We start from the raw sequence: 19,981 nt of genomic DNA on the forward strand, positions 1-19,981 counted from the left end.
GCGGGAGAGTTCTCACTCTCCCAGCGCGTCTTCCAGGAACGCAGCAAGCTGCGCCAGATGCTTGGACATCAGGCCGGTCGCCGGAGAGGCGGCAGCCGGACGGCCCGTGTAACGGACCTTCTGGTACTTGGCGTCGATATGCGCCAGAACCCATTCAAGGTAAGGATCGATGAACGACCACGCACCCATGTTCTTCGGCTCTTCCTGGCACCACACCATTTCCGCGTTACGGAAACGGGAAAGCTCGTTGATGAGCGCCTTGGCCGGGAACGGATAGAGCTGTTCGACACGCAGCAGGTAGATGTCGTCGATACCGCGCTTTTCACGCTCCTCGAGCAGATCGTAATAGACCTTGCCCGTGCACATGACGACGCGGCGGATCTTCGAATCCTTCTGCAGCTTGATCGGACCATCCTTGATGACCTCCGCATCGTCCCACAGGAGACGGTGGAAGGAGGACTCGCCTGCAAGCTCCGCAAGCGACGAGGTGGCGCGCTTGTGACGCAGCAGGGACTTCGGCGTCATCAGGATGAGCGGCTTGCGGAAGTCACGCTTCATCTGGCGGCGCAGGATATGGAAGTAGTTAGCCGGCGTCGTAACGTTGGCAACCTGCATGTTGTCCTCGGCGCACATCTGCAACCAGCGTTCCAGACGGGCGGACGAATGTTCCGGACCCTGACCTTCATAACCATGCGGCAGGAGGCAGACGAGACCGGACATGCGCAGCCACTTGCGTTCACCCGAAGAGATGAACTGGTCGAATACCACCTGGGCTCCGTTGGCGAAGTCGCCGAACTGGGCTTCCCAGAGCGTCAGTGCATTCGGGCGGGCAAGCGAATAGCCATATTCGAAACCAAGAACCGCTTCTTCCGAAAGCATCGAGTTGATGACTTCGTAACGGGCCTGCGTCGGCGAAAGATTGGCAAGCGGGATGTAACGCTCTTCAGTCTCCTGATCATAGAGAACCGAGTGGCGCTGCGAGAAGGTGCCGCGTTCGCAGTCCTGACCGGACAGACGAATCTTGTGGCCGTCTACGACCAGCGAACCGAAGGCCAGAGCCTCAGCCATCGCCCAGTCCAGCCCCTCGCCGGTCTCGACCATCTGAGCACGGTTTTCCATGAAGCGCTGGATCGTGCGGTGTGCGCTGAAGCCTTCCGGAATGGTCGACAGCTTCTTGCCGATTTCCTTCAGCTGCTTCATCGGCACGCCGGTCTTGCCACGACGCTGCTCATCGGCATTGTCGGCGGCGCGCAGACCGGACCACTGACCATCCAGCCAGTCGGCCTTGTTCGGCTTGTAGGACTGGCCTGCCTCGAACTCCTGCTCGAGATGGGCGCGCCAATCGGCCTTGATCTTCTCGAAATCGCCTTCGGTGATCAGGCCTTCCGCAATCAGGCGGTCAGCATAGATGCGGGCAACAGTCTTGTGGCCACGGATGACCTTGTACATCTTCGGCTGCGTGAACGCAGGCTCGTCGCCTTCGTTATGGCCGAAGCGACGGTAACAGAACATGTCGATGACGACAGGCTTGTGGAACTTCATGCGGTATTCGGTTGCAACCTTTGCCGCATAAACCACCGCTTCCGGATCATCACCGTTAACGTGGAAGATCGGCGCCTCGATCATCTTGGCAACGTCGGACGGATAGGGCGACGAGCGCGAGAAGGCCGGGTTCGTCGTGAAGCCGATCTGGTTGTTGATGATGAAGTGCATGGTACCGGCAACGCGGTGACCGCGCAGGCCGGAGAGGCCGAGAATTTCGGCAACCACGCCCTGACCCGCAAAAGCGGCGTCGCCGTGCAACAGGAGCGGCAGCACCTTTGCGCGTTCCGACAGCGGAATGATGTCGCCGTCCCATGTCTTGGCAAGCTGGTCCTGCTTGGCGCGGGCCTTGCCCATGACGACAGGGTTGACGATTTCAAGGTGCGACGGGTTGGCCGTCAGCGAGAGGTGAACCTTGTTGCCGTCGAATTCGCGGTCTGAGGAGGCACCGAGATGGTACTTCACGTCACCGGAACCTTCGACGTCATCAGGCTTGAACGAACCGCCCTTGAACTCGTGGAACACGGCGCGGTGCGGCTTGCCCATCACGTTGGTCAAAACGTTCAGGCGGCCGCGGTGAGCCATGCCGAGCACGACTTCTTCCAGACCGTCCTGGCCGCCGCGCTTGATGATCTGCTCAAGTGCCGGGATCAGCGATTCACCACCATCGAGGCCGAAACGCTTGGTACCCTTGAAACGCACGTCGAGGAACTGCTCATAGCCTTCGGCTTCGACGAGCTTGGACAGAATGGCCTTCTTGCCTTCCGGCGTGAAGTCCACACCCTTGTCAGGACCTTCGATGCGCTCCTGGATCCAGCCCTTTTCTTCCGGGTTGGACATATGCATGAATTCGACGCCGAGCGTCGAGCAATAGGTGCGCTCGAGAATATCGACCATTTCGCGCACGGTCGCGTATTCGAGACCGAGGACGTTATCGATGAAAATCTTGCGGTCGTAGTCGCTTTCCTCGAAGCCATAGGACTTCGGCGAAAGCTCGTTATAGTCCTCAACGGCGCTAGCGATGCCGAGCGGGTCGAGCTTGGCGTGCAGATGGCCACGCATGCGGTAGGCGCGGATCATCATGATGGCGCGGACGCTGTCACGGGTCGCCTGAAGCACTTCGGCTGGGCTGACGGCCTTGCCGGTATCGGCGCTCTTGGCCTCGGCTTTCGCCTGAACCTTCTTCTCGATGGCCTTCTCGACCGTAGCCCAGTTGCCATCAAGCGCGGATACCAGGTCGCCGTTTGCCGGGATCGGCCAGTTGGAGCGCTTCCAAGAGGCGCCCTTGGCTGCCTTCTTCACGTCTTCCGGATTGTCGGACAACGCCTTGAAGAAGCTCTGCCACTCCGGCGACACGGAAGATGGATCCTCTTCGTACCGGGCATAGAGCTGCTCGATATAGGCTGCATTCGCGCCGTCCAGAAACGACGTGATCTGAAACTGCTCGTTCGCTTCTTGCCTTGCCATTGTGTTCTTGCGGACTTGTCCGTCCGCCTCCTCGATGCCGTTAGGGCCGTTTATCGGCCTGCCGCTTGATTATTGCTGTCTGCCGCCGGGGCGGCATGCCGTCTGTCTGTCGTTCTTTGCGGCTTCGGGCAGCGTGGCGTTAAAGCCGCACCGCCCGTTACCGGTCTCATGTGGTCTCAGCCCTTGAGGACTTCAACCAGCGTCTTGCCGAGGCGCGCCGGGGAAGGCGATACCTTGATGCCTGCAGCTTCCATTGCCGCGATCTTCGATTCCGCATCGCCCTTGCCGCCGGAAACGACAGCGCCGGCGTGGCCCATGGTGCGGCCCTTCGGAGCCGTACGGCCCGCGATAAAGCCAGCCATCGGCTTCTTGCGGCCCTTCTTGGCTTCGTCGATCAGGAACTGTGCCGCATCTTCTTCAGCCGAACCGCCGATTTCGCCGATCATGATGATCGACTGCGTGGCTTCGTCGGCCAGGAACATTTCCAGGACGTCGATGAACTCGGTGCCCTTGACCGGGTCGCCGCCGATGCCGACAGCCGTCGTCTGGCCGAGGCCTTCGTTGGATGTCTGGAATACGGCTTCATAGGTCAGCGTGCCGGAGCGCGAAACGATACCGACCGAACCCTTGCGGAAGATCGAGCCCGGCATGATGCCGATCTTGCATTCTTCAGGCGTCATGATGCCCGGGCAGTTGGGACCGAGCAGCCGCGAGTTCGAACGGTCGAGGCGAGCCTTGACGCGCACCATGTCCATCACCGGAATACCTTCGGTGATGCAGGTGATGAAGGGAATCTCAGCCTCGATGGCTTCGATGATGGCGTCGGCTGCACCTGCCGGCGGAACATAGATCACGGATGCGTCTGCACCGGTCTTTTCCTTGGCTTCGGCAACCGTTGCGAAGATCGGCAGGCTTTCGCCCTTGGAGCCGGTCCAGGTTTCGCCACCCTTCTTCGGGTGAATACCACCGACCATCTGCGTGCCGTAATAAGCAAGCGCCTGTTCGGTGTGGAAGGTACCGGTCTTGCCGGTCAGACCCTGAACGAGGATCTTGGTGTCTTTATTAACGAGAATAGACATTATTTCCGGTCCCTCAATTAGCCGTTGATCGCCGCGACGATCTTCTTGGCTGCGTCGTCCAGGTCGTCAGCAGCCGTAATCGCAAGGCCCGATTCGTTCAGGAGCTTCTTGCCAAGTTCGACGTTGGTGCCTTCGAGGCGAACAACGAGCGGAACCTGCAAACCGACTTCCTTCACCGCGGCGATAACACCTTCGGCGATGACGTCGCACTTCATGATACCGCCGAAGATGTTGACGAGGATACCCTCGACCTTCGGGTCAGCAGTGATGATCTTGAAAGCTGCAGCAACCTTCTCCTTGCCAGCGCCGCCGCCGACGTCACAGAAGTTTGCCGGCTCCTTGCCGTAAAGCTTGATGATGTCCATCGTCGCCATAGCGAGACCGGCACCATTGACCATGCAGCCGATGTTGCCATCGAGCGCAACGTAAGCGAGGTCCCACTTGGAGGCTTCGATTTCCTTGGCGTCTTCTTCGGTCTCGTCGCGCAGCGCCTTGACGTCGTCATGGCGGAACAGCGCGTTGCCGTCGAAGGACATCTTGGCGTCGAGAACGCGCAGATGACCGTTTTCCATGACGATCAACGGGTTAACCTCGAGGAGAGCCATGTCCTTCTCGTTGAAGGCCTTGTAGAGGATCGGGAACAGCGCCTTGGCGTCTTCCGCAGCAACACCCTCAAGCTCGAGCGCCTTGGAGATCGCAGCAACGTCGGCGTCGCTCACACCCTTTTCCGGGTCGATGGCGATGGTGTGGATCTTCTCGGGCGTGTCGTGGGCAACAGCTTCGATATCCATGCCGCCTTCGGTGGAAACCACGAAAGCAACGCGACCGACCGAGCGATCGACCAGCAGCGAGCAGTAAAGCTCGCGAGCGATATCCGCGCCGTCTTCGATGTAAAGGCGGTTGACCTGCTTGCCGGCATCGCCCGTCTGCGCCGTTACCAGCGTGTTGCCGAGCATATCCTTGGAGTGGGAAACGACTTCTTCAATCGTCTTTGCGAGACGGACGCCACCCTTAGCATCGGGGCCAAGTTCCTTGAACTTGCCCTTGCCGCGGCCGCCAGCGTGAATCTGGCTCTTGACGACGTAGAGCGGGCCGGGAAGCTGCTTTGCGGCGGCTTCGGCTTCTTCGACCTTGAGGATGGCGACGCCTTCAGCGACCGGCGCACCATAGCCCTTCAGAAGAGCCTTGGCCTGATATTCGTGAATATTCATGGAATAATCCCTGTTTGGAGCCGCTTGAAGCGCCCAGCATCCTTATCTGACGCAGGGCGCTTCAAGCTGTTGAATCTACGCATCGTGCCTTGCAAAAATCCAATCCGGTTTTGCGCCGATGCGTCAGGCTATTACTTCAGCGACGGAGCGATGTTGATGCAGGCTTCGCAAAGACCGGCAACAGCGCCGACGGACTTCTGGAAGGCGGCTTCTTCATCCTTGTTCAGCTCGATCTCGATGATGCGCTCGATACCACCGGCGCCGATGATGGTGGGCACGCCGACATACATATCGTCCACGCCGTACTGGCCCGACAGATGGGCAGCCGCGGGCAGAACGCGCTTCTTGTCCTTGAGGTAGGATTCAGCCATTTCGATCGCCGAAGCGGCTGGCGCGTAATAGGCCGAGCCGGTCTTCAGCAGGCCGACGATTTCCGCACCGCCGTCGCGGGTGCGCTGGATGATCTCTTCGAGACGCTCGGCGGTGAGCCAGCCCATCTTGACGAGATCGGTCAGCGGAATGCCGCCAACGGTGGAGTAACGCGCCAAAGGCACCATCGTATCGCCATGGCCGCCGAGAACGAATGCCGTTACGTCCTGAACCGAAACGTTGAACTCTTCGGCGAGGAACAGGCGGAAGCGAGCGCTGTCGAGAACGCCGGCCATGCCGACGACCTTGTTCTTCGGAAGACCGGAGAACTTCTGAAGCGCCCAGACCATGGCGTCCAGCGGGTTGGTGATGCAGATGACGAAAGCGTTCGGGGCATATTTCTTGATGCCGGCGCCGACCTGCTCCATGACCTTGAGATTGATGCCGAGAAGATCGTCGCGGCTCATGCCGGGCTTGCGGGCGACGCCAGCGGTGACGATGCAGACATCAGCGCCTTCGATGGCAGCGTAGTCGGACGCGCCAGTGAGCTTGGCATTGAAACCTTCAACCGGCCCGGACTGGGCAATATCCAGACCTTTGCCCTGCGGGATGCCGTCGGCAATATCGAAGAGGACGATATCGCCCAGTTCCTTCAGGCTGGCGAGATGCGCCAGCGTGCCGCCGATCATGCCAGAACCAATAAGTGCAATCTTTTTGCGAGCCATCGAATGCTTCCTCTAGAGCTTCAATTCAATTTCACCACGCCACCGGCAGCCAAATTGTCGCACTTCGATTAGCCCCATTGACCAAAATTGGCAACAGATTCTTTTGGCATGAATATTTTCAATCGTTTAGATCATTATTTTCTTACGTAAACGTAAGAGAATGCGTCACGAAAGTGTCAAACTTTCTGCCGTTTTTCATGGTGGAGCACCAGATAATCTGCACTGCGCATCTCAAACAGGCGCGAGGCGGTGCGATCGAACTCGAAACCTTCGGTGCCCTTGCGCTTGCCGAGCAGGTCTTCGGGCATGGCCGCAGCGGAGGCGAAGAGGCGGACGCTGTGATCGTACAGCGCGTCTATGAGAATGATAAAACGCTTGGTTTCGTTCCGTTTGTCGGCATTGAGAAACGGGATGTGGTCGATGAAGACTGTATCGAAACGATTGGCTATCGCGAGAAAATCAGAAGCGCCAAGCGGCTTTTCGCAAAGGTCGGAGAAGGAAAAGCGGGCAACACGGCCGCTGGCGCGCGGCACCAGAATGGAGCGACCCTTCATCGGTATTTCGGTTGGCGCGACAAGATGGCCGCCGGTCATGTGCCGCCAGGCCATATCCATCGCCTGATCCGCCGCACCGTCGAGTGGCGTGACATAGACCGGCAGGCTTTCCAGCTTTTCCATGCGGTAATCGGTGGGACTGTCCAGCGTCACCACTTCCACATGCTTCTTCAGCAAATCGACGAAGGGCAGAAACAGGCCGCGATTAAGCCCGTCCTTGTAAAGATTGTCGGGCACAACATTGGACGTTGTTACCAATGTGCAGCCATTGGCAAAAAGCTCGCTGAACAGCCGGGCGAGGATCATCGCATCGGCAATATCCGTGACGGTGAACTCATCGAAGCAAAGAAGCTCCGCTTCCGCCAGAAGCTGGGCTGCCACTGGAGGAATGGGATCGGCCTGCTTGGTCTCGCCATTCTTGAGCTTCTGCCGATGCGCGTGCACGCGATTATGGACATCAGCCATGAATTCGTGAAAATGGCACCGCCGTTTGGAAGAGACGGGCGCCATCTCGTAGAACATGTCCATCAGCATCGTCTTGCCGCGGCCAACGCTGCCATGGACATACAGTCCCTTGACGAAGGCGGCAGGGCCAGCCTTGCGAGCGAACATCCAGCCGAGTGCGCTTTTTTTCCTGGCGGGTTTGCGCGCTTTCAAATCGGCAAGGATACGGTCGAGGTGGGCCGCAACGCCGCGTTGTGCGGCATCCGCCTGCAAGGTGCCAGCTGCCGTCAATGCGTTGAGCTGTTCAACGACACTGTGGTTGTAGTCAGGCAATGGCTTCATGGAAAAACGCCCCGGTCGCGGACGGACGCCCGCGACGAATGGAATGGCTTGAAACAGGCGAGGCGATCCGGATGCACCGGAGATGCTCTATCGGCTGAGGCTCAGCGGCTGGCCGCTATTCGTCGTGCCGTCAAAACGTGCATCGGCGCTCTTGTAGACGCGGCCGATCGTATCGCCGGAACGGTTCTTGAAGAGGACCATCTTGCCGGACACTTCCCAGGACCCCATCGCCGTGAGTTCGCCGGAGCAGCCACGCGTGCCGCCACGAGAACCGCTGCCGAGATTGGTAAGCGTCAGGAACATGTCGCAATTGGCGCCGCCATTGGAAACGCGCCAGTTGCCAACCATGGATTCCTTGGTGACATCAAGCGCCGTTGTCGGCGGAGCGGCAGACGCCATATCAGTGCCGCCAGGCGTCGCAGAAGCGGGTGCTGACGGGAACTGACTGCCGGAAGCACCACCGGGTGGCGGCAGGGCGCCAGACTGAACGGAGGGAACCGGCTGTGCCTGCAACGGCGGCGTATAACCGGGATTGTTGCTGGTGTTGTTGTTGTAATCGTAGGAGGTACGTTGGCAACCGGCCAGGCTCATTACAACCGCAAGACCCGTCACCACATATCTGAATTGCATCATCTCGCTCCTGCTATCAATTCGCTTCCATCCAAATGCCATCGAATTGAGACCGAATTATCGTAAAGCGATTTGGTTAATGAAGTTCTATCAGAACATTTCGGCCACTACCCTACGACCGTTATGCCGGTACTAGCTATCTTTTTTTTGCTCGAGATACTCTGGCACGGTCATATCCCAAAGCTCTTTTTCCCGCATTTCCTCCATACTTTGATGGAACAATTCGCGGCTAGTTTGCTTATGGGGCTTCGTATTTTCTTCTGCTGACACAGTCTGACTTTTAAAATATTCTCTGGCTGTTACAACCCTGCCATCTTTCCTAACCAACTTAGATCGATTTCCAGAAGTGATTCTAATTGGTATAAATTCAGGGTAACCAGATGTGGCAAACATGTCAGCTTGGTCATTATTGGGTCTGCTCGATACTGCAACACGACCAGCTAACACCATAAGCCCAAGGTCAATTAAGTCATCTTGTTCTTGTTGATCTATATTGGGAAAACGCTTCTTGAATATCGTTACAACTTCAAGAGAATTTGTACCCTCTTTAGATTTCTCCGACGTAATTTCCCACAACTGCGATTTGGTCTTAGCTGCACGCGATCTTCTTGCCATATAGATGCCCTCGAATCGGGTTGAATACCAAAGTATACCACAACTCGAGAGCATATTTTTTAGTTAGACGCGACGCTCGACCATCATCTTCTTGATTTCCGCGATCGCCTTGGCCGGGTTGAGACCCTTCGGGCAAGCCTGCGCGCAGTTCATGATGGTGTGGCAGCGATAAAGACGGAACGGATCTTCGAGATCATCAAGACGTTCTCCGGTCGCTTCGTCGCGGCTGTCGATCAGCCAGCGATAGGCCTGCAGCAGAACGGCGGGGCCGAGGTAACGGTCGCCGTTCCACCAGTAGCTGGGACAGGAAGTGGAGCAGCAGGCGCACAGAATGCACTCGTAGAGACCGTCGAGCTTCAGGCGGTCCTCATGGCTCTGCTTCCATTCCTTGGCAGGCGTCGGCGAAACCGTCTTCAGCCACGGCTCGATGGAGCGGTGCTGCGCGTAGAAGTTCGACAGGTCCGGAACGAGGTCCTTCACCACTGGCATATGCGGCAGCGGATAGACCTTCACCGTTCCCTTGATCTCTTCCATGCCCTTGGTGCAGGCGAGCGTGTTGGTGCCGTCGATGTTCATAGCGCAGGAACCGCAAATGCCTTCACGGCAGGAGCGGCGCAGTGTCAGCGTCGGGTCGATATTGTTCTTGATGTACAGCAGCGCATCGAGAACCATCGGCCCGCAATCGTCGATATCGATATAATAGGTATCGATGCGCGGGTTCTGGCCATCATCCGGGTTCCAGCGATAGATCCGGTATTCGCGAACGTTCTTGGCACCATCCGGCTTCGGCCAGACTTTGCCTTCGCTGATCTGGGAATTCTTGGGGAGAGCGAGTTCAACCATATCCAGTTCCTCAAATCAGTAGACGCGAGCCTTCGGCTCGATCTTTTTCGGATCGATGCCGTCGGCGATCAGGTCGGTGTGAACAGGGCGGTAGTCGAGCTTGACATCACCTTCAGGGCTGACCCAGGCAAGCGTGTGCTTGCGCCAGTTCACATCGTCGCGACCGCCGAACGGACCATCGACGAAATCCTCGCGGGCATGCGAACCGCGGCTTTCCTTGCGCGCTTCCGCGCCGTAGACCGTGGTGATCGCGTTGGCCATCAGATTGTGCAGCTCGAGCGTTTCCACCAGATCGGAGTTCCAGACCATCGACCGGTCGGTAACCTTGACGTCAGGCAGTTCCTTCCAGATGGCGGAAATGCGCTGGCAACCGCTTTCCAGCGATTCCTGTGTGCGGAATACGGCGGCATCGTCCTGCATGGCGCGCTGCATCTTGTCACGCAGCACCGCCGTCGGCGTCGAGCCGTTGGCATAACGCAGGCTGTCGAATCGATCCATGATCTTGTCGCAGGCAGCCGTGTCAAGAGCAGGAACCGGCGCATCGCGGTCGATGACCTGGGCTGCACGGATGGCGGCAGCGCGGCCGAAGACCACAAGGTCGATCAGCGAGTTGGAGCCGAGACGGTTCGCGCCGTGAACCGAGGCGCAACCGGCTTCGCCAACGGCCATCAGGCCGGGAGCGATGCGTTCCGGGTTCTCGGCGTTGGCGTTCAGCACTTCGCCCCAATAGTTGGTCGGAATGCCGCCCATATTGTAGTGAACGGTCGGCAGGACCGGGATCGGCTCGCGCGTCACGTCAACGCCGGCGAAAATCTTGGCGCTTTCGGAAATGCCCGGAAGACGCTCGTGCAGGATCGCCGGATCAAGGTGATCGAGATGCAGGAAGATGTGGTCCTTGTTCTTGCCGACGCCACGACCCTCGCGGATTTCCATGGTCATGCAGCGAGACACCACGTCACGCGAAGCAAGGTCCTTCGCCGAAGGAGCATAACGCTCCATGAAGCGCTCGCCTTCGGAGTTGACGAGATAACCGCCCTCGCCGCGCGCGCCTTCGGTGATCAGGCAGCCCGCGCCGTAAATGCCGGTCGGGTGGAACTGAACGAATTCCATATCCTGAAGCGGCAGGCCGGCACGTGCGATCATACCGCCGCCGTCGCCGGTGCAGGTATGGGCAGACGTTGCCGAGAAATAGGCGCGGCCGTAACCACCGGTCGCCAGCACCACCATCTTGGCGGAGAAGCGATGGATCGTGCCGTCATCGAGGTTCCACGCCACGACGCCGGTGCAGCGGCCATCGGGCGCCATAATGAGATCGAGCGCGAAATATTCGATGAAGAATTCCGCATTGTTGCGCAGCGACTGGCCATAAAGCGTGTGCAGAATGGCGTGGCCGGTACGGTCGGCGGCGGCGCAGGTGCGCTGCACCGGTGGGCCTTCGCCGTAGTTCTGCATATGGCCGCCAAACGGGCGCTGGTAGATCTTGCCTTCGGCATTACGCGAGAAGGGCACGCCGTAATGCTCCAGCTCATAGACCGCCTTTGGCGCTTCCATGGCGAGATATTGCATCGCGTCGACGTCGCCCAGCCAGTCGGAGCCCTTTACGGTGTCGTAAAGGTGCCACTGCCAACAGTCGGGTGTCATGTTGGTGAGAGAAGCGGCGATACCGCCCTGCGCCGCGACCGTGTGGGAGCGCGTCGGGAAAACCTTGGTGATGCAGGCCGTGCGGAACCCCTGTTCCGCCATGCCGAGCGTTGCGCGCAGACCCGCGCCGCCGGCGCCCACCACGATCACGTCATAGGAGTGATCGACGTAGGTGTAAGCCTTGCCATTCTGGGAAGGTGAACTGATCGATGCCATGGCCGATTTATCCTGCGAATGCGATTTTCAGAATGGCGAAGATGCAAAGACCGCCAATGAGAACCGCGAAAAACGTATTGAGCATCAGAAGAACGAGCTTCGAAACCTCGCCGTGCACGTAGTCTTCGATGATGACCTGCATGCCGAGCTTCATGTGAATGAGGCCGGAAACCAGCACCAGACCCATGATGACCGCAACGAGAGGGTTGGAAAGCGCCGCCGCAACTTCCGGATAGGGAGCGCCGGCATATTTGATGAGAAAGACCACGAAGAAGATCAGCAAGGGCACGTTGGCGACGGCCGTAAGGCGCTGGCGCCAGAAATGGTCGGTGCCTTCCTTGGCGGAGCCGAGGCCACGAACCTTTCCGAGAGGTGTACGCATATCCATGACAGGCTATCTCCTTAGCGCACGATCAGGGCGATGACCCAGATCAGCGCGGTCAGACAGATCGACGCTACAAAGGTCGCCTTGGCGAGTTTCGTGTTGAAGTTCTTCTCGAAGCCATGGCCGAGGTCCCACATGAAGTGGCGAAGGCCGCCCAGCATGTGGTGAACGAGAGCCCAGGTATATCCGATCAGGATAAGCTTGCCGATGATCGTATCCATTGCCCAGCTGACCCAGTCGTAATAGGCAGGGCCGGAAGCAAGTGCGATAAGCCACCAGGCGACAAGAAGCGTTCCGAAATAAAGCGCCGCACCCGTGATGCGGTGCACGATGGATGCAACCATCGTCGGAATCGGCTTGTAAATTTGAAGATGCGGCGACAGAGGCCGGTTATTTGTCACGTTCGCCATCAGAACCTCGCGGCGTTTTCCCGTGCACCCGTCAGATCGGGCGCCCCCAAGCAACAGCACATGACGAAAGAATGTGCATTGCACCAACCGCGACGTTTAATCACATGGGAGCATCACGACAAGCACATTTCATGACCGATTCCAATTTAATCGATTGGTTCACGAATTTTTTTTGGAATTTTTTTGCTCGAAAATAAAAAAACGAGCATTTCCAAGATTTACGCCTTCAAAATATTTACCTTTACGTAATTTCGAAATCATGTAATTTACTATTCGTTAACCGAAAAAAATCCGGAGAATGAGGCTCATGTTACAGCGTCGAATCGCAGCTCTTGCGGTGATGACTGCAGGCATTATTTTCACGGCACTGCCTCCTGCTGCGGCAGGTGATTTTTATAGTCGCCACCATTATCAGCATCGTCAGTCACAGTTGAGCTTCTCCACGGACGGACTGCCCTCAACCCTTACCGGCGGCACTTATGTGGGTGGAATATCCGCCTTGAGGGTCCGTGGGAACGGCAATTATTTCGCGATCAATGGTGGGCTTTCGCGACAAGGCGCAACCGTCAATATGGGCGCGCAGCTGGCACCGAAGGCGAAAATCATCAACGTCCGCGCCGAAACGGCAGGCGACGCCTGCGATTACCAGCACGGCGTCTGCATCATCAGGCCCTGATATAATCAGACAAAACGCCAGACGGTGGTCTTTTTGACTTCACTGTCTTCCAGAGCCCGCGTCACCGGCACCTGATAGGTTGCCTCGGCGTAAAGGCGCTGTTTGGGCAGGTAGGCCCGTCCCGGATCGCCGACGAGCACGGTCACGCCCCTATCCGCCAGCTCCAGAAACCAAGCCACGAGGAGATCGGCAAAGGCGCGATCATAAAACACGTCGCCCGCCAGCAGAACATCCGCCTCAACCGGCGTCCCAACCAGATTGCGGCCGGTAAAATCGATGGCCACACCATTGAGAGCCGCATTAAGCCGAATGGCCGTTTCCGTCCACGGATCGATATCGGCGGCGACAACAGCCGCGGCGCCCGCCTTTACGGCGGCAATGGCGACCAGTCCGGAACCGCTGGCGAAATCCAGCACACGTTTGCCGGAGACACTTTCAGGATGATCGAGAATGTAGCGGGCAAGCCCCTGTCCACCAGCCCAGGCGAAAGCCCAGAATGGCGGCGGCAGGCCGATCTCTTCCAACTCCTCCTCCGTCTTCAGCCACAGCTCATGCGCTTCGGTCGCAAGATGAAGGCGCAATTCCGGCACATGTGGTGGATGCATGATGCCGGTATTGTCGAGAATGAAGCGTTCGGGATCGGTCCTCACCGAAAGCTCAGTCCGGAGATTTCGGTGGATTGGAAAGGCCACCCATGCGGCAGACTTCGAGATATTCCTCTTCCGTCACAGGCTGCACCGAAAGCCGCATGGATGTGACCAGCGACATCTTTTCGAGTTTCGGATTGGCCTTCACATCCTTCAGCGAAACCGGTTTAGGCATGTCGCAAACAGCGCGGATATCCACGCAATCCCACTTCAGATCGCCCTCTGCGGTCGAATCCGGGTGCGAAAGGGCGCAGACTTCGACGATGCCGACGACATCAAGCCCTTCATTCGAGTGGTAGAAAAAACCCTTGTCGCCGATTTTCATGGCGCGCATGTTGTTGCGGGCCTGATAATTGCGCACGCCGGTCCATTCTTCGCCGGCCTCGCCCTTGGCCTTCTGCATTTCCCAGGACCATTTGAACGGCTCAGACTTGTAAAGCCAGTAATTCGCCATGGCCGGTCACGCCCCCGGATTGTTGAAGACCCAGTTATAGGGCTTCACATCCACGCTTTCGAACAGGCCGGCCTTTGCATAGGGATCGGCATCGGCAAGGGCCTTGGCCGCATCGATGTCGGCAGCTTCCACGATGACAAGGCTGCCATTCGGCTTGCCTTCGGCATCCAGAAACGGTCCGGCAATCTTCAGCGTGCCTTCGGCGTTCAATTTGTTCAGGTGCTCCAGATGAGCCGGGCGCGTGTCCATGCGCACGTTCAGATGGCCGGGCTTGTCCTTGCAGATAAAGGCAAACAGCATTTTCGTCTCCTCGCTGGCGCATGTCTCCCAAAAGTGTAAGCGGTTTTGGGACCAGGACATGCGTAAAAACTATTCGAAGGCCACACTCATTCAGTGGTGATGGGCCTTGTCATCAATTGTTGCATGGCGCTCGCCACGTCCAGATTGCCGTCGATGATGGCCGCAACCGCCTCGGTCACCGGCATGTCGACAGCGTGATGTTCGCCGAGCCGGGCGGCAACGGCTGCCGCAAAGGCGCCCTCCACCAGCCCGCCGGACATGTCCTTGCCTTCGCCCCGGCCAAGCGCGATGCCGAAACGCAGGTTTCGCGACTGGTGGCTTGTGGCGGTCAGCACGAGATCACCAAGGCCGGAAAGACCGCGCACGGTATCGGCCTTGCCGCCCATGGCAACGACCAGACGCGACATCTCGGCAAGCCCCCGCGAAATCAACGCCGCCCGTGCGGAATCGCCGAGGCCCGCACCTTCAACGATGCCGGCGGCAATGGCGAGCACATTCTTTAGCGCTCCGCCAAGCTGCACGCCCGTGCGGTCGGTCGAGGCATAAAGCCTGAAGGTTCTGCCGGAAATCGTGGTCGCCAGCCGCTCGGCGATGACAGCGTCTTCCGCCGCTATCGCCATCGCCGTCGGCAGTCCGCGCGCGATATCGGCCGCAAACCCCGGACCGGAGAGAACGGCGATTGGATGATGCGGCAGTTCCGCTTCCAGAAGTTCCGTCAGCAGCCGGCCGGACACCCGGTCGATGCCCTTGGCGCAGGTAACGATGATACAATCATTAGCCAGATAAGGACCGTAATGGCGCGCCGCATCGGCATGGGCCTGAGAGGGCATGGCAAACAACACGATGCCTGCATCGGCCAGTACATCCGGCTCAACGGAAAATTCCAGCGCATCCGGCAGGTCTACACCCGGCAGGACAGCCTCGTGAATACGATCAGCCCTGAGATCGGCCATCAGGGACGGATCACGGCCGAGCAGGGTCACGTCATGCCGGTTCTCCAGCGCGATGACGACGGCGAGCGCGGTTCCGAAGGCGCCAGCGCCGATGACGACGATTTTCTCCCGCTGCATCAGGCCTTGGCTCCCCTTTTGCCGAAACCGATCAATGTCTCCGCGCTGCCATCAAGCGGCCAGCGCGAGCGCGGCGCGATCTCCAGCGCATCGGGTTCCCGGCCGCATGCCATCCGCTCCAGCCCGGCCCAGGCAATCATCGCGGCATTGTCGGTGCAGAGCCGGTGCGGCGGTGCGACAAAGCGGAACCCGTGGGCATCACAAAGCGCCTGGAGGGTCTGGCGGATTTCCGTATTGGCGGCAACGCCGCCGGCCACGACCAAAGCGGGCTCCGTCTCGAGATGCGGAAACTCTTCCTTAAAGCGGGCAAGGCCACGGCCGATACGGTCCTTGAGCGTGCGTGACACCGCCTTCTGGAAGGAGGCGCAGATATCGGCAATATCCTGATCCGAAAGCGGAGCGATCGCGGTTGCCGCCTGCCGCACCGCTGTCTTCAGACCGGAGAAGGAAAAATCGAGTCTCGTCTCGCCGACCATCGGGCGCGGTAGTGCAAAACGGTCAGGGTTGCCTTTCGCTGCTGCCTTTTCAACCGCAGGCCCGCCGGGATAGGGCAATCCCAGAAGCTTCGCAGTCTTGTCGAAGGCTTCCCCAAGCGCGTCATCAATGGTCGTACCCCAGCGCTCGTATTCACCCACACCGCGAACCAGCACAAGCTGGGTGTGGCCGCCGGAGACCAGCAGCATCAGATAGGGGAAGGAAAGACCGTCGGTCAGACGCGCCGTCAGCGCATGGCCTTCGAGATGGTTGATGGCGTAAAGCGGCTTGTCTGCAGCCTTCGCAATCGCCTTGCCGGTCATCAGGCCCACCAGCAGACCGCCAATGAGGCCGGGGCCGGATGTGGCCGCGATGGCATCGACGTCCGCAAGGGTGACACCCGCCTGTTCCAGCGCTTCTTCCACCAGCGTGTCCAGCGCCTCGACATGGGCGCGGGCAGCAATTTCGGGCACCACGCCGCCATAGGCGCTGTGTTCCTCAAGCTGCGACAAAACGACGTCGGACACGATCTCGCCACGTCCGTCCGCATGCCGAACCACAATGGATGCAGCGGTTTCGTCACAGCTTGTCTCTATGCCGAGGATACGAAGAAAGGGGGTCATCAATTCTGTTCGTTCATTGCGATCATGCGCTGAGTTGGTCTAAGACAACTCCGGTAACAATGGATAGACGCGGATGCAAACAAAACCTTTCCGAATCGGCACGCGCGGCAGCCCTCTGGCGCTCGCACAGGCTTACGAGACCCGTAACCGGCTGATGTCGGCACACGGTCTGCCGGAAGATATGTTCGAAATCGTCGTGCTTTCCACCAAGGGTGACCGGATAACCGACCGCGCTTTGTCGGAGATCGGCGGCAAGGGTCTGTTCACGGAAGAACTGGAGAGCCAGCTTCTTTCCGGCGAGCTCGATATTGCCGTGCATTCCTCCAAGGACATGCCGACCGTTTTGCCGAAGGGCCTTTATCTTTCCGCTTTCCTACCGCGCGAGGATATGCGCGACGCCTTTATTGGTCGCACCGCACCAAAGCTTCTGGAACTACCGCAGGGCGCCGTTGTCGGCTCCGCATCCTTGCGCCGCCAAGCGCTGATCCGCCGCCTGCGTCCGGACCTGAGCGTCATCATCTTTCGCGGCCAGGTCGAAACCCGCCTGCGCAAACTGGAGGAAGGCCAGGCGGATGCCACGCTTCTCGCCTTTGCCGGCCTGAAACGGCTGGGCATGGAGAACGTCCCGACGGACATTCTCGACCCGAAGGAATTTCCACCAGCCCCCGCGCAGGGCGCGATCTGCGTCGAGAGTCGTATTCGCGACACACGCATGGACGAGTTGCTTTCACCTATCAACGACATACCCACCTCCGATGCCGTTACCTGCGAGCGCGCCTTTCTGGCCGCCCTCGATGGTTCATGTCGCACCCCGATTGCAGGCTTTGCTACCTGCCACGGCGAGGAACTTCATTTCTCCGGCCTGATTCTCACACCGGACGGACAGACGAGCCACAGCGTCGAGATTTCCGGTGCTCGCAAGGATGCCAAGGACTTGGGTCGCAAGGCCGGTGAAGACGTGCGCGCCAGGGCAGGCAGCAACTTCTTTGACGGCTGGAGCTGAGCCGATGCGGATCGTCGTCACCCGGCCGCTTCGTTCGGGCGAAAAGACGGCCGCAAAGCTTGAAGCCCTCGGTCACGAGCCGGTGCTTCTTCCGCTGTTTCATCCTGTCCACCACGGCGAGCGCGCAATATCAGCGCTATCGGAGCCGCTGTCGGCCATCGCCGTGACCAGCGCCGAGGCCTTGCGGGCGCTTAGAGATTTCCGCCACCGACTTGCGCCCCATCTTTCGAAACCGCTTTTCGCCGTCGGCGAGGCGACGGCGGAAGCGGCGAGGGAAGTTGGCTTCCAAAACATCCTCACCGGATCTGGCGATGCGGTGGCTCTCGCGGGGCTTGTCTCGGAGCATCGCCCCCTAACGGAGAGCACAGATCCATTGCTCTATCTTGCCGGCACGCCGCGAGGCGCCGTGTTCGAGGACGGCATTGCCGCTGCGGGAATTTCCTTCCGAACCGTCGATTGTTACGAAATGCAGCCGTCAGATCTTTCAGACGATATGCTCGAGACAGCGCTTGTGAAGACAGCTGCCGATGTGGTCCTGCTCTATTCGTCGGAAGCCGCACGGGCCTTTTTCCGCCACGCATCGTCGGAAAAATATGTGGCGGCGCTGACCACCACACAATTCGTCTGCATCAGCCGCAATGTGCTTTCACTGGTTCCGGAAATCTTCCGCGCGAACGCCGCAGCCGCCGAAGGGGCAAACGAGGCAGCCATGTTTGAACTTCTCCACCGAAAGTCTGGAACCTAATTCAGGCTCGCCTCTTTCCTTTGCCGCCGTCACTGACTAGGTTTAGACTATTGCAGGCAGAAATGAGGTTGTCATGGTATCGGGAAAGCCGCCACGCCACTCCAAGTCAAACGCCGAACCGGTCACCATCGACCTGGACGCAAAAGACGTGAAAGCAATTTCCGCCGACGTGGATGCTGCGAAGACTGATGACAAGACCGGCGAGACGACACCGGCAGCAGCTCAGCCAAACGTTCCTCCCAAGCCAGAAGCAGCCGAAACGTCCAGCCCGGCTCCCGTTTGGGAACAGACGCATAAAACACCCATGGAGCCTGCACCGAACGTTCACAAGGCAGAACCGGCAACCGGCAAGCCCCAGGTGGAAAAACCTGCCGACAAACAGCCCGAGACAACTTCGCCAAAAGCCGAAGCGAAACCGGTGACCAGCGCGACTGACGCAAACGCTGCTTCCGCTTCCGCGGCGGGCGCAAAGCCTGCGACTTTTGCTTCCACATCGTCGTCCGCAGCATCCGGAAGCGCGACTACTGGTGCAAAGCCATCGACAGGCGCGTCATCCTCCGGACCGGCCAAGCCATCCACGCCACAGCACCCCGAGCGCAAACAGGCGGCAACCTCCGGTGTGATCGCGGCGGGTATCGTGGGTGGCCTTGTGGCGCTCGCAGCTGCCGGCAGCATGCAATATGCCGGCATTCTGCCCTCGTTTAATGTGAGCAAGACCGGAAGCGATGAGATTGCCGCATTGAGAACCGAGCTAGGGAGCCTGCGTCAGCAGCTCGCCAATGTTCCCGCGGCAGGAGGGGATACCTCGGCGCTGGAACAGCGCATCGCCGCTCTTGAGGGCGCAAAGGGCGAAGCCCCGCAGGTGGACGCACTTTCGGAAAAAATAACCGCGCTGGAATCCGCGCTCACGTCAGAGCGTTCCGCGCAGGCCTCAGCAACGGCGGAGCTGACACGCCGCCTGACTGACGCGGAAACCAAGATCAATGAACCGCGCGACGATATAGAAGTCGCCCGCGCCATTGCGTCGGCCGCACTGAAAGCCGCGATCGATCGCGGTGGGCCGTTCCTCACTGAACTCGACACATTGTCTAAGGTAACCCCGGACGATCCGGCAATCGCATCCTTGCAGTCTTTCGCCGCAACCGGCGTGCCGTCGCGCTCGGAGCTGATGCAGAAATTCCCCGACGTTGCGAATGCGATGCTCTCGGCGATCAATCGGCCCGACCCCAATCAGGGCATCATGGAACGTCTGACGGAAAGCGCCTTTTCGCTGGTGAAGGTCCGCCCCGTCGGAAACATCGAAGGCGAGACCCCCGACGCCATGATCGCGCGCATGGAAAACAAGTTGCGCAACGGAGATCTGCAGGGTGCGGCACTTGAATGGAATGGGCTTCCCGAGGCCGCCAAGACAGCATCCGCCGACTATAAAAAATCTCTGGATGCGCGCATCGAGGTCGAAAACCTGGTGGGAGGCACGTTAAACCGCGCCATCACCAGCACCGGCAAGCAGGGGTAA

At 59.0% G+C, this 19,981-nt stretch carries 20 protein-coding genes; 4 read left to right on the forward strand and 16 right to left on the reverse strand.

Annotated elements, in window-relative coordinates:
• Positions 1-12: 12 nt before the first annotated feature.
• The 11 genes from GH784_RS06730 to sdhC all read right to left on the reverse strand — a co-directional run bounded on the left by GH784_RS06730 (position 13) and on the right by sdhC (position 12,473).
• Complete coding sequence (locus GH784_RS06730; RefSeq protein ID WP_065705226.1) at positions 13-3,009, reverse strand: 2-oxoglutarate dehydrogenase E1 component; 2,997 nt, start codon at positions 3,007-3,009, stop codon at positions 13-15.
• A 176-nt stretch (positions 3,010-3,185) separates the two neighbouring features.
• Positions 3,186-4,088: a succinate--CoA ligase subunit alpha gene (sucD, locus tag GH784_RS06735; protein ID WP_003516727.1), complete on the reverse strand. Its 903-nt coding sequence runs from the start codon at positions 4,086-4,088 to the stop codon at positions 3,186-3,188.
• A gap of 17 nt (positions 4,089-4,105) precedes the next feature.
• Entirely contained in the window at positions 4,106-5,299 is a 1,194-nt protein-coding gene (gene sucC, locus GH784_RS06740; protein ID WP_003516725.1) for an ADP-forming succinate--CoA ligase subunit beta, read from the reverse strand.
• A gap of 131 nt (positions 5,300-5,430) precedes the next feature.
• Positions 5,431-6,393 carry a malate dehydrogenase gene (gene mdh / locus GH784_RS06745; RefSeq protein ID WP_003516723.1) on the reverse strand — a complete coding sequence of 321 codons (963 nt, stop codon included), beginning with the start codon at positions 6,391-6,393 and terminating at the stop codon, positions 5,431-5,433.
• A gap of 176 nt (positions 6,394-6,569) precedes the next feature.
• A complete protein-coding gene (gene zapE / locus GH784_RS06750; protein ID WP_013636887.1) occupies positions 6,570-7,733 on the reverse strand; it encodes a cell division protein ZapE in 1,164 nt (387 codons plus the stop codon).
• Positions 7,734-7,820: 87 nt separating this feature from the next.
• The gene (locus tag GH784_RS06755; RefSeq protein WP_003516719.1) at positions 7,821-8,363 is read right to left on the reverse strand and encodes a protease inhibitor Inh/omp19 family protein; all 543 of its coding nucleotides are present in this window, start codon (positions 8,361-8,363) and stop codon (positions 7,821-7,823) included.
• A gap of 132 nt (positions 8,364-8,495) precedes the next feature.
• The gene (locus GH784_RS06760; RefSeq protein WP_065705224.1) at positions 8,496-8,978 is read right to left on the reverse strand and encodes a hypothetical protein; all 483 of its coding nucleotides are present in this window, start codon (positions 8,976-8,978) and stop codon (positions 8,496-8,498) included.
• Positions 8,979-9,041: 63 nt separating this feature from the next.
• Positions 9,042-9,821, reverse strand: coding sequence for a succinate dehydrogenase iron-sulfur subunit (locus GH784_RS06765; RefSeq protein ID WP_003516718.1), 780 nt, complete (start codon positions 9,819-9,821; stop codon positions 9,042-9,044).
• Positions 9,822-9,836: 15 nt separating this feature from the next.
• Complete coding sequence (gene sdhA / locus GH784_RS06770; protein ID WP_013636888.1) at positions 9,837-11,678, reverse strand: succinate dehydrogenase flavoprotein subunit; 1,842 nt, start codon at positions 11,676-11,678, stop codon at positions 9,837-9,839.
• 7 nt (positions 11,679-11,685) lie between these two features.
• Positions 11,686-12,066, reverse strand: a complete 381-nt coding sequence (gene sdhD, locus GH784_RS06775; RefSeq protein ID WP_003516716.1) for a succinate dehydrogenase, hydrophobic membrane anchor protein — start codon at positions 12,064-12,066, stop codon at positions 11,686-11,688.
• 14 nt (positions 12,067-12,080) lie between these two features.
• A complete protein-coding gene (gene sdhC / locus GH784_RS06780; RefSeq protein WP_065705222.1) occupies positions 12,081-12,473 on the reverse strand; it encodes a succinate dehydrogenase, cytochrome b556 subunit in 393 nt (130 codons plus the stop codon).
• A 307-nt stretch (positions 12,474-12,780) separates the two neighbouring features.
• Between sdhC and GH784_RS06785 the strand changes: the two genes are divergently transcribed.
• Positions 12,781-13,149, forward strand: a complete 369-nt coding sequence (locus GH784_RS06785; RefSeq protein ID WP_065705220.1) for a hypothetical protein — start codon at positions 12,781-12,783, stop codon at positions 13,147-13,149.
• Between the two features lie 5 nt (positions 13,150-13,154).
• Here GH784_RS06785 and GH784_RS06790 read toward each other — a convergent pair whose 3' ends face one another.
• From GH784_RS06790 to tsaD, 5 genes are all read right to left on the reverse strand, one after another.
• Complete coding sequence (locus GH784_RS06790) at positions 13,155-13,799, reverse strand: class I SAM-dependent methyltransferase (protein ID WP_065705217.1); 645 nt, start codon at positions 13,797-13,799, stop codon at positions 13,155-13,157.
• A gap of 7 nt (positions 13,800-13,806) precedes the next feature.
• Entirely contained in the window at positions 13,807-14,250 is a 444-nt protein-coding gene (locus tag GH784_RS06795) for an EVE domain-containing protein (RefSeq protein WP_003516712.1), read from the reverse strand.
• A gap of 6 nt (positions 14,251-14,256) precedes the next feature.
• Positions 14,257-14,550 carry a YciI-like protein gene (locus GH784_RS06800; protein WP_003516711.1) on the reverse strand — a complete coding sequence of 98 codons (294 nt, stop codon included), beginning with the start codon at positions 14,548-14,550 and terminating at the stop codon, positions 14,257-14,259.
• 86 nt (positions 14,551-14,636) lie between these two features.
• On the reverse strand, positions 14,637-15,620 hold the full coding sequence (locus tag GH784_RS06805) for an NAD(P)H-dependent glycerol-3-phosphate dehydrogenase (protein WP_065705214.1): 984 nt from the start codon (positions 15,618-15,620) through the stop codon (positions 14,637-14,639).
• Positions 15,620-16,717: a tRNA (adenosine(37)-N6)-threonylcarbamoyltransferase complex transferase subunit TsaD gene (tsaD, locus tag GH784_RS06810; RefSeq protein ID WP_013636893.1), complete on the reverse strand. Its 1,098-nt coding sequence runs from the start codon at positions 16,715-16,717 to the stop codon at positions 15,620-15,622. The genes GH784_RS06805 and tsaD overlap by 1 nt, the downstream gene beginning before the upstream one ends.
• A 73-nt stretch (positions 16,718-16,790) precedes the next feature.
• Here tsaD and hemC point away from each other — a divergent pair, with 73 nt between their 5' ends.
• The 3 genes from hemC (at position 16,791) to GH784_RS06825 (ending at position 19,981) form a co-directional block, all read left to right on the forward strand.
• Positions 16,791-17,720 carry a hydroxymethylbilane synthase gene (gene hemC, locus GH784_RS06815; protein ID WP_065705212.1) on the forward strand — a complete coding sequence of 310 codons (930 nt, stop codon included), beginning with the start codon at positions 16,791-16,793 and terminating at the stop codon, positions 17,718-17,720.
• A gap of 4 nt (positions 17,721-17,724) precedes the next feature.
• Entirely contained in the window at positions 17,725-18,465 is a 741-nt protein-coding gene (locus tag GH784_RS06820; protein ID WP_065705210.1) for a uroporphyrinogen-III synthase, read from the forward strand.
• Positions 18,466-18,538: 73 nt separating this feature from the next.
• On the forward strand, positions 18,539-19,981 hold the full coding sequence (locus GH784_RS06825) for a COG4223 family protein (RefSeq protein ID WP_065662991.1): 1,443 nt from the start codon (positions 18,539-18,541) through the stop codon (positions 19,979-19,981).

The organism is Agrobacterium tumefaciens (assembly GCF_009649785.1).
GTDB classification, from domain to species: Bacteria; Pseudomonadota; Alphaproteobacteria; order Rhizobiales; family Rhizobiaceae; genus Agrobacterium; species Agrobacterium tumefaciens.

What these genes read in the sequence shown, in the direction of transcription:
- GH784_RS06730 (WP_065705226.1), bottom strand. Translation starts at nt 3,009, where the DNA reads ATGGCAAGGCAAGAAGCGAACGAGCAGTTTCAGATCACGTCGTTTCTG.
- sucD (WP_003516727.1), bottom strand. Translation starts at nt 4,088, where the DNA reads ATGTCTATTCTCGTTAATAAAGACACCAAGATCCTCGTTCAGGGTCTG.
- sucC (WP_003516725.1), bottom strand. Translation starts at nt 5,299, where the DNA reads ATGAATATTCACGAATATCAGGCCAAGGCTCTTCTGAAGGGCTATGGT.
- mdh (WP_003516723.1), bottom strand. Translation starts at nt 6,393, where the DNA reads ATGGCTCGCAAAAAGATTGCACTTATTGGTTCTGGCATGATCGGCGGC.
- zapE (WP_013636887.1), bottom strand. Translation starts at nt 7,733, where the DNA reads ATGAAGCCATTGCCTGACTACAACCACAGTGTCGTTGAACAGCTCAAC.
- GH784_RS06755 (WP_003516719.1), bottom strand. Translation starts at nt 8,363, where the DNA reads ATGCAATTCAGATATGTGGTGACGGGTCTTGCGGTTGTAATGAGCCTG.
- GH784_RS06760 (WP_065705224.1), bottom strand. Translation starts at nt 8,978, where the DNA reads ATGGCAAGAAGATCGCGTGCAGCTAAGACCAAATCGCAGTTGTGGGAA.
- GH784_RS06765 (WP_003516718.1), bottom strand. Translation starts at nt 9,821, where the DNA reads ATGGTTGAACTCGCTCTCCCCAAGAATTCCCAGATCAGCGAAGGCAAA.
- sdhA (WP_013636888.1), bottom strand. Translation starts at nt 11,678, where the DNA reads ATGGCATCGATCAGTTCACCTTCCCAGAATGGCAAGGCTTACACCTAC.
- sdhD (WP_003516716.1), bottom strand. Translation starts at nt 12,066, where the DNA reads ATGGATATGCGTACACCTCTCGGAAAGGTTCGTGGCCTCGGCTCCGCC.
- sdhC (WP_065705222.1), bottom strand. Translation starts at nt 12,473, where the DNA reads ATGGCGAACGTGACAAATAACCGGCCTCTGTCGCCGCATCTTCAAATT.
- GH784_RS06785 (WP_065705220.1), top strand. Translation starts at nt 12,781, where the DNA reads ATGTTACAGCGTCGAATCGCAGCTCTTGCGGTGATGACTGCAGGCATT.
- GH784_RS06795 (WP_003516712.1), bottom strand. Translation starts at nt 14,250, where the DNA reads ATGGCGAATTACTGGCTTTACAAGTCTGAGCCGTTCAAATGGTCCTGG.
- GH784_RS06800 (WP_003516711.1), bottom strand. Translation starts at nt 14,550, where the DNA reads ATGCTGTTTGCCTTTATCTGCAAGGACAAGCCCGGCCATCTGAACGTG.
- GH784_RS06805 (WP_065705214.1), bottom strand. Translation starts at nt 15,620, where the DNA reads ATGCAGCGGGAGAAAATCGTCGTCATCGGCGCTGGCGCCTTCGGAACC.
- tsaD (WP_013636893.1), bottom strand. Translation starts at nt 16,717, where the DNA reads ATGACCCCCTTTCTTCGTATCCTCGGCATAGAGACAAGCTGTGACGAA.
- hemC (WP_065705212.1), top strand. Translation starts at nt 16,791, where the DNA reads ATGCAAACAAAACCTTTCCGAATCGGCACGCGCGGCAGCCCTCTGGCG.
- GH784_RS06820 (WP_065705210.1), top strand. Translation starts at nt 17,725, where the DNA reads ATGCGGATCGTCGTCACCCGGCCGCTTCGTTCGGGCGAAAAGACGGCC.
- GH784_RS06825 (WP_065662991.1), top strand. Translation starts at nt 18,539, where the DNA reads ATGGTATCGGGAAAGCCGCCACGCCACTCCAAGTCAAACGCCGAACCG.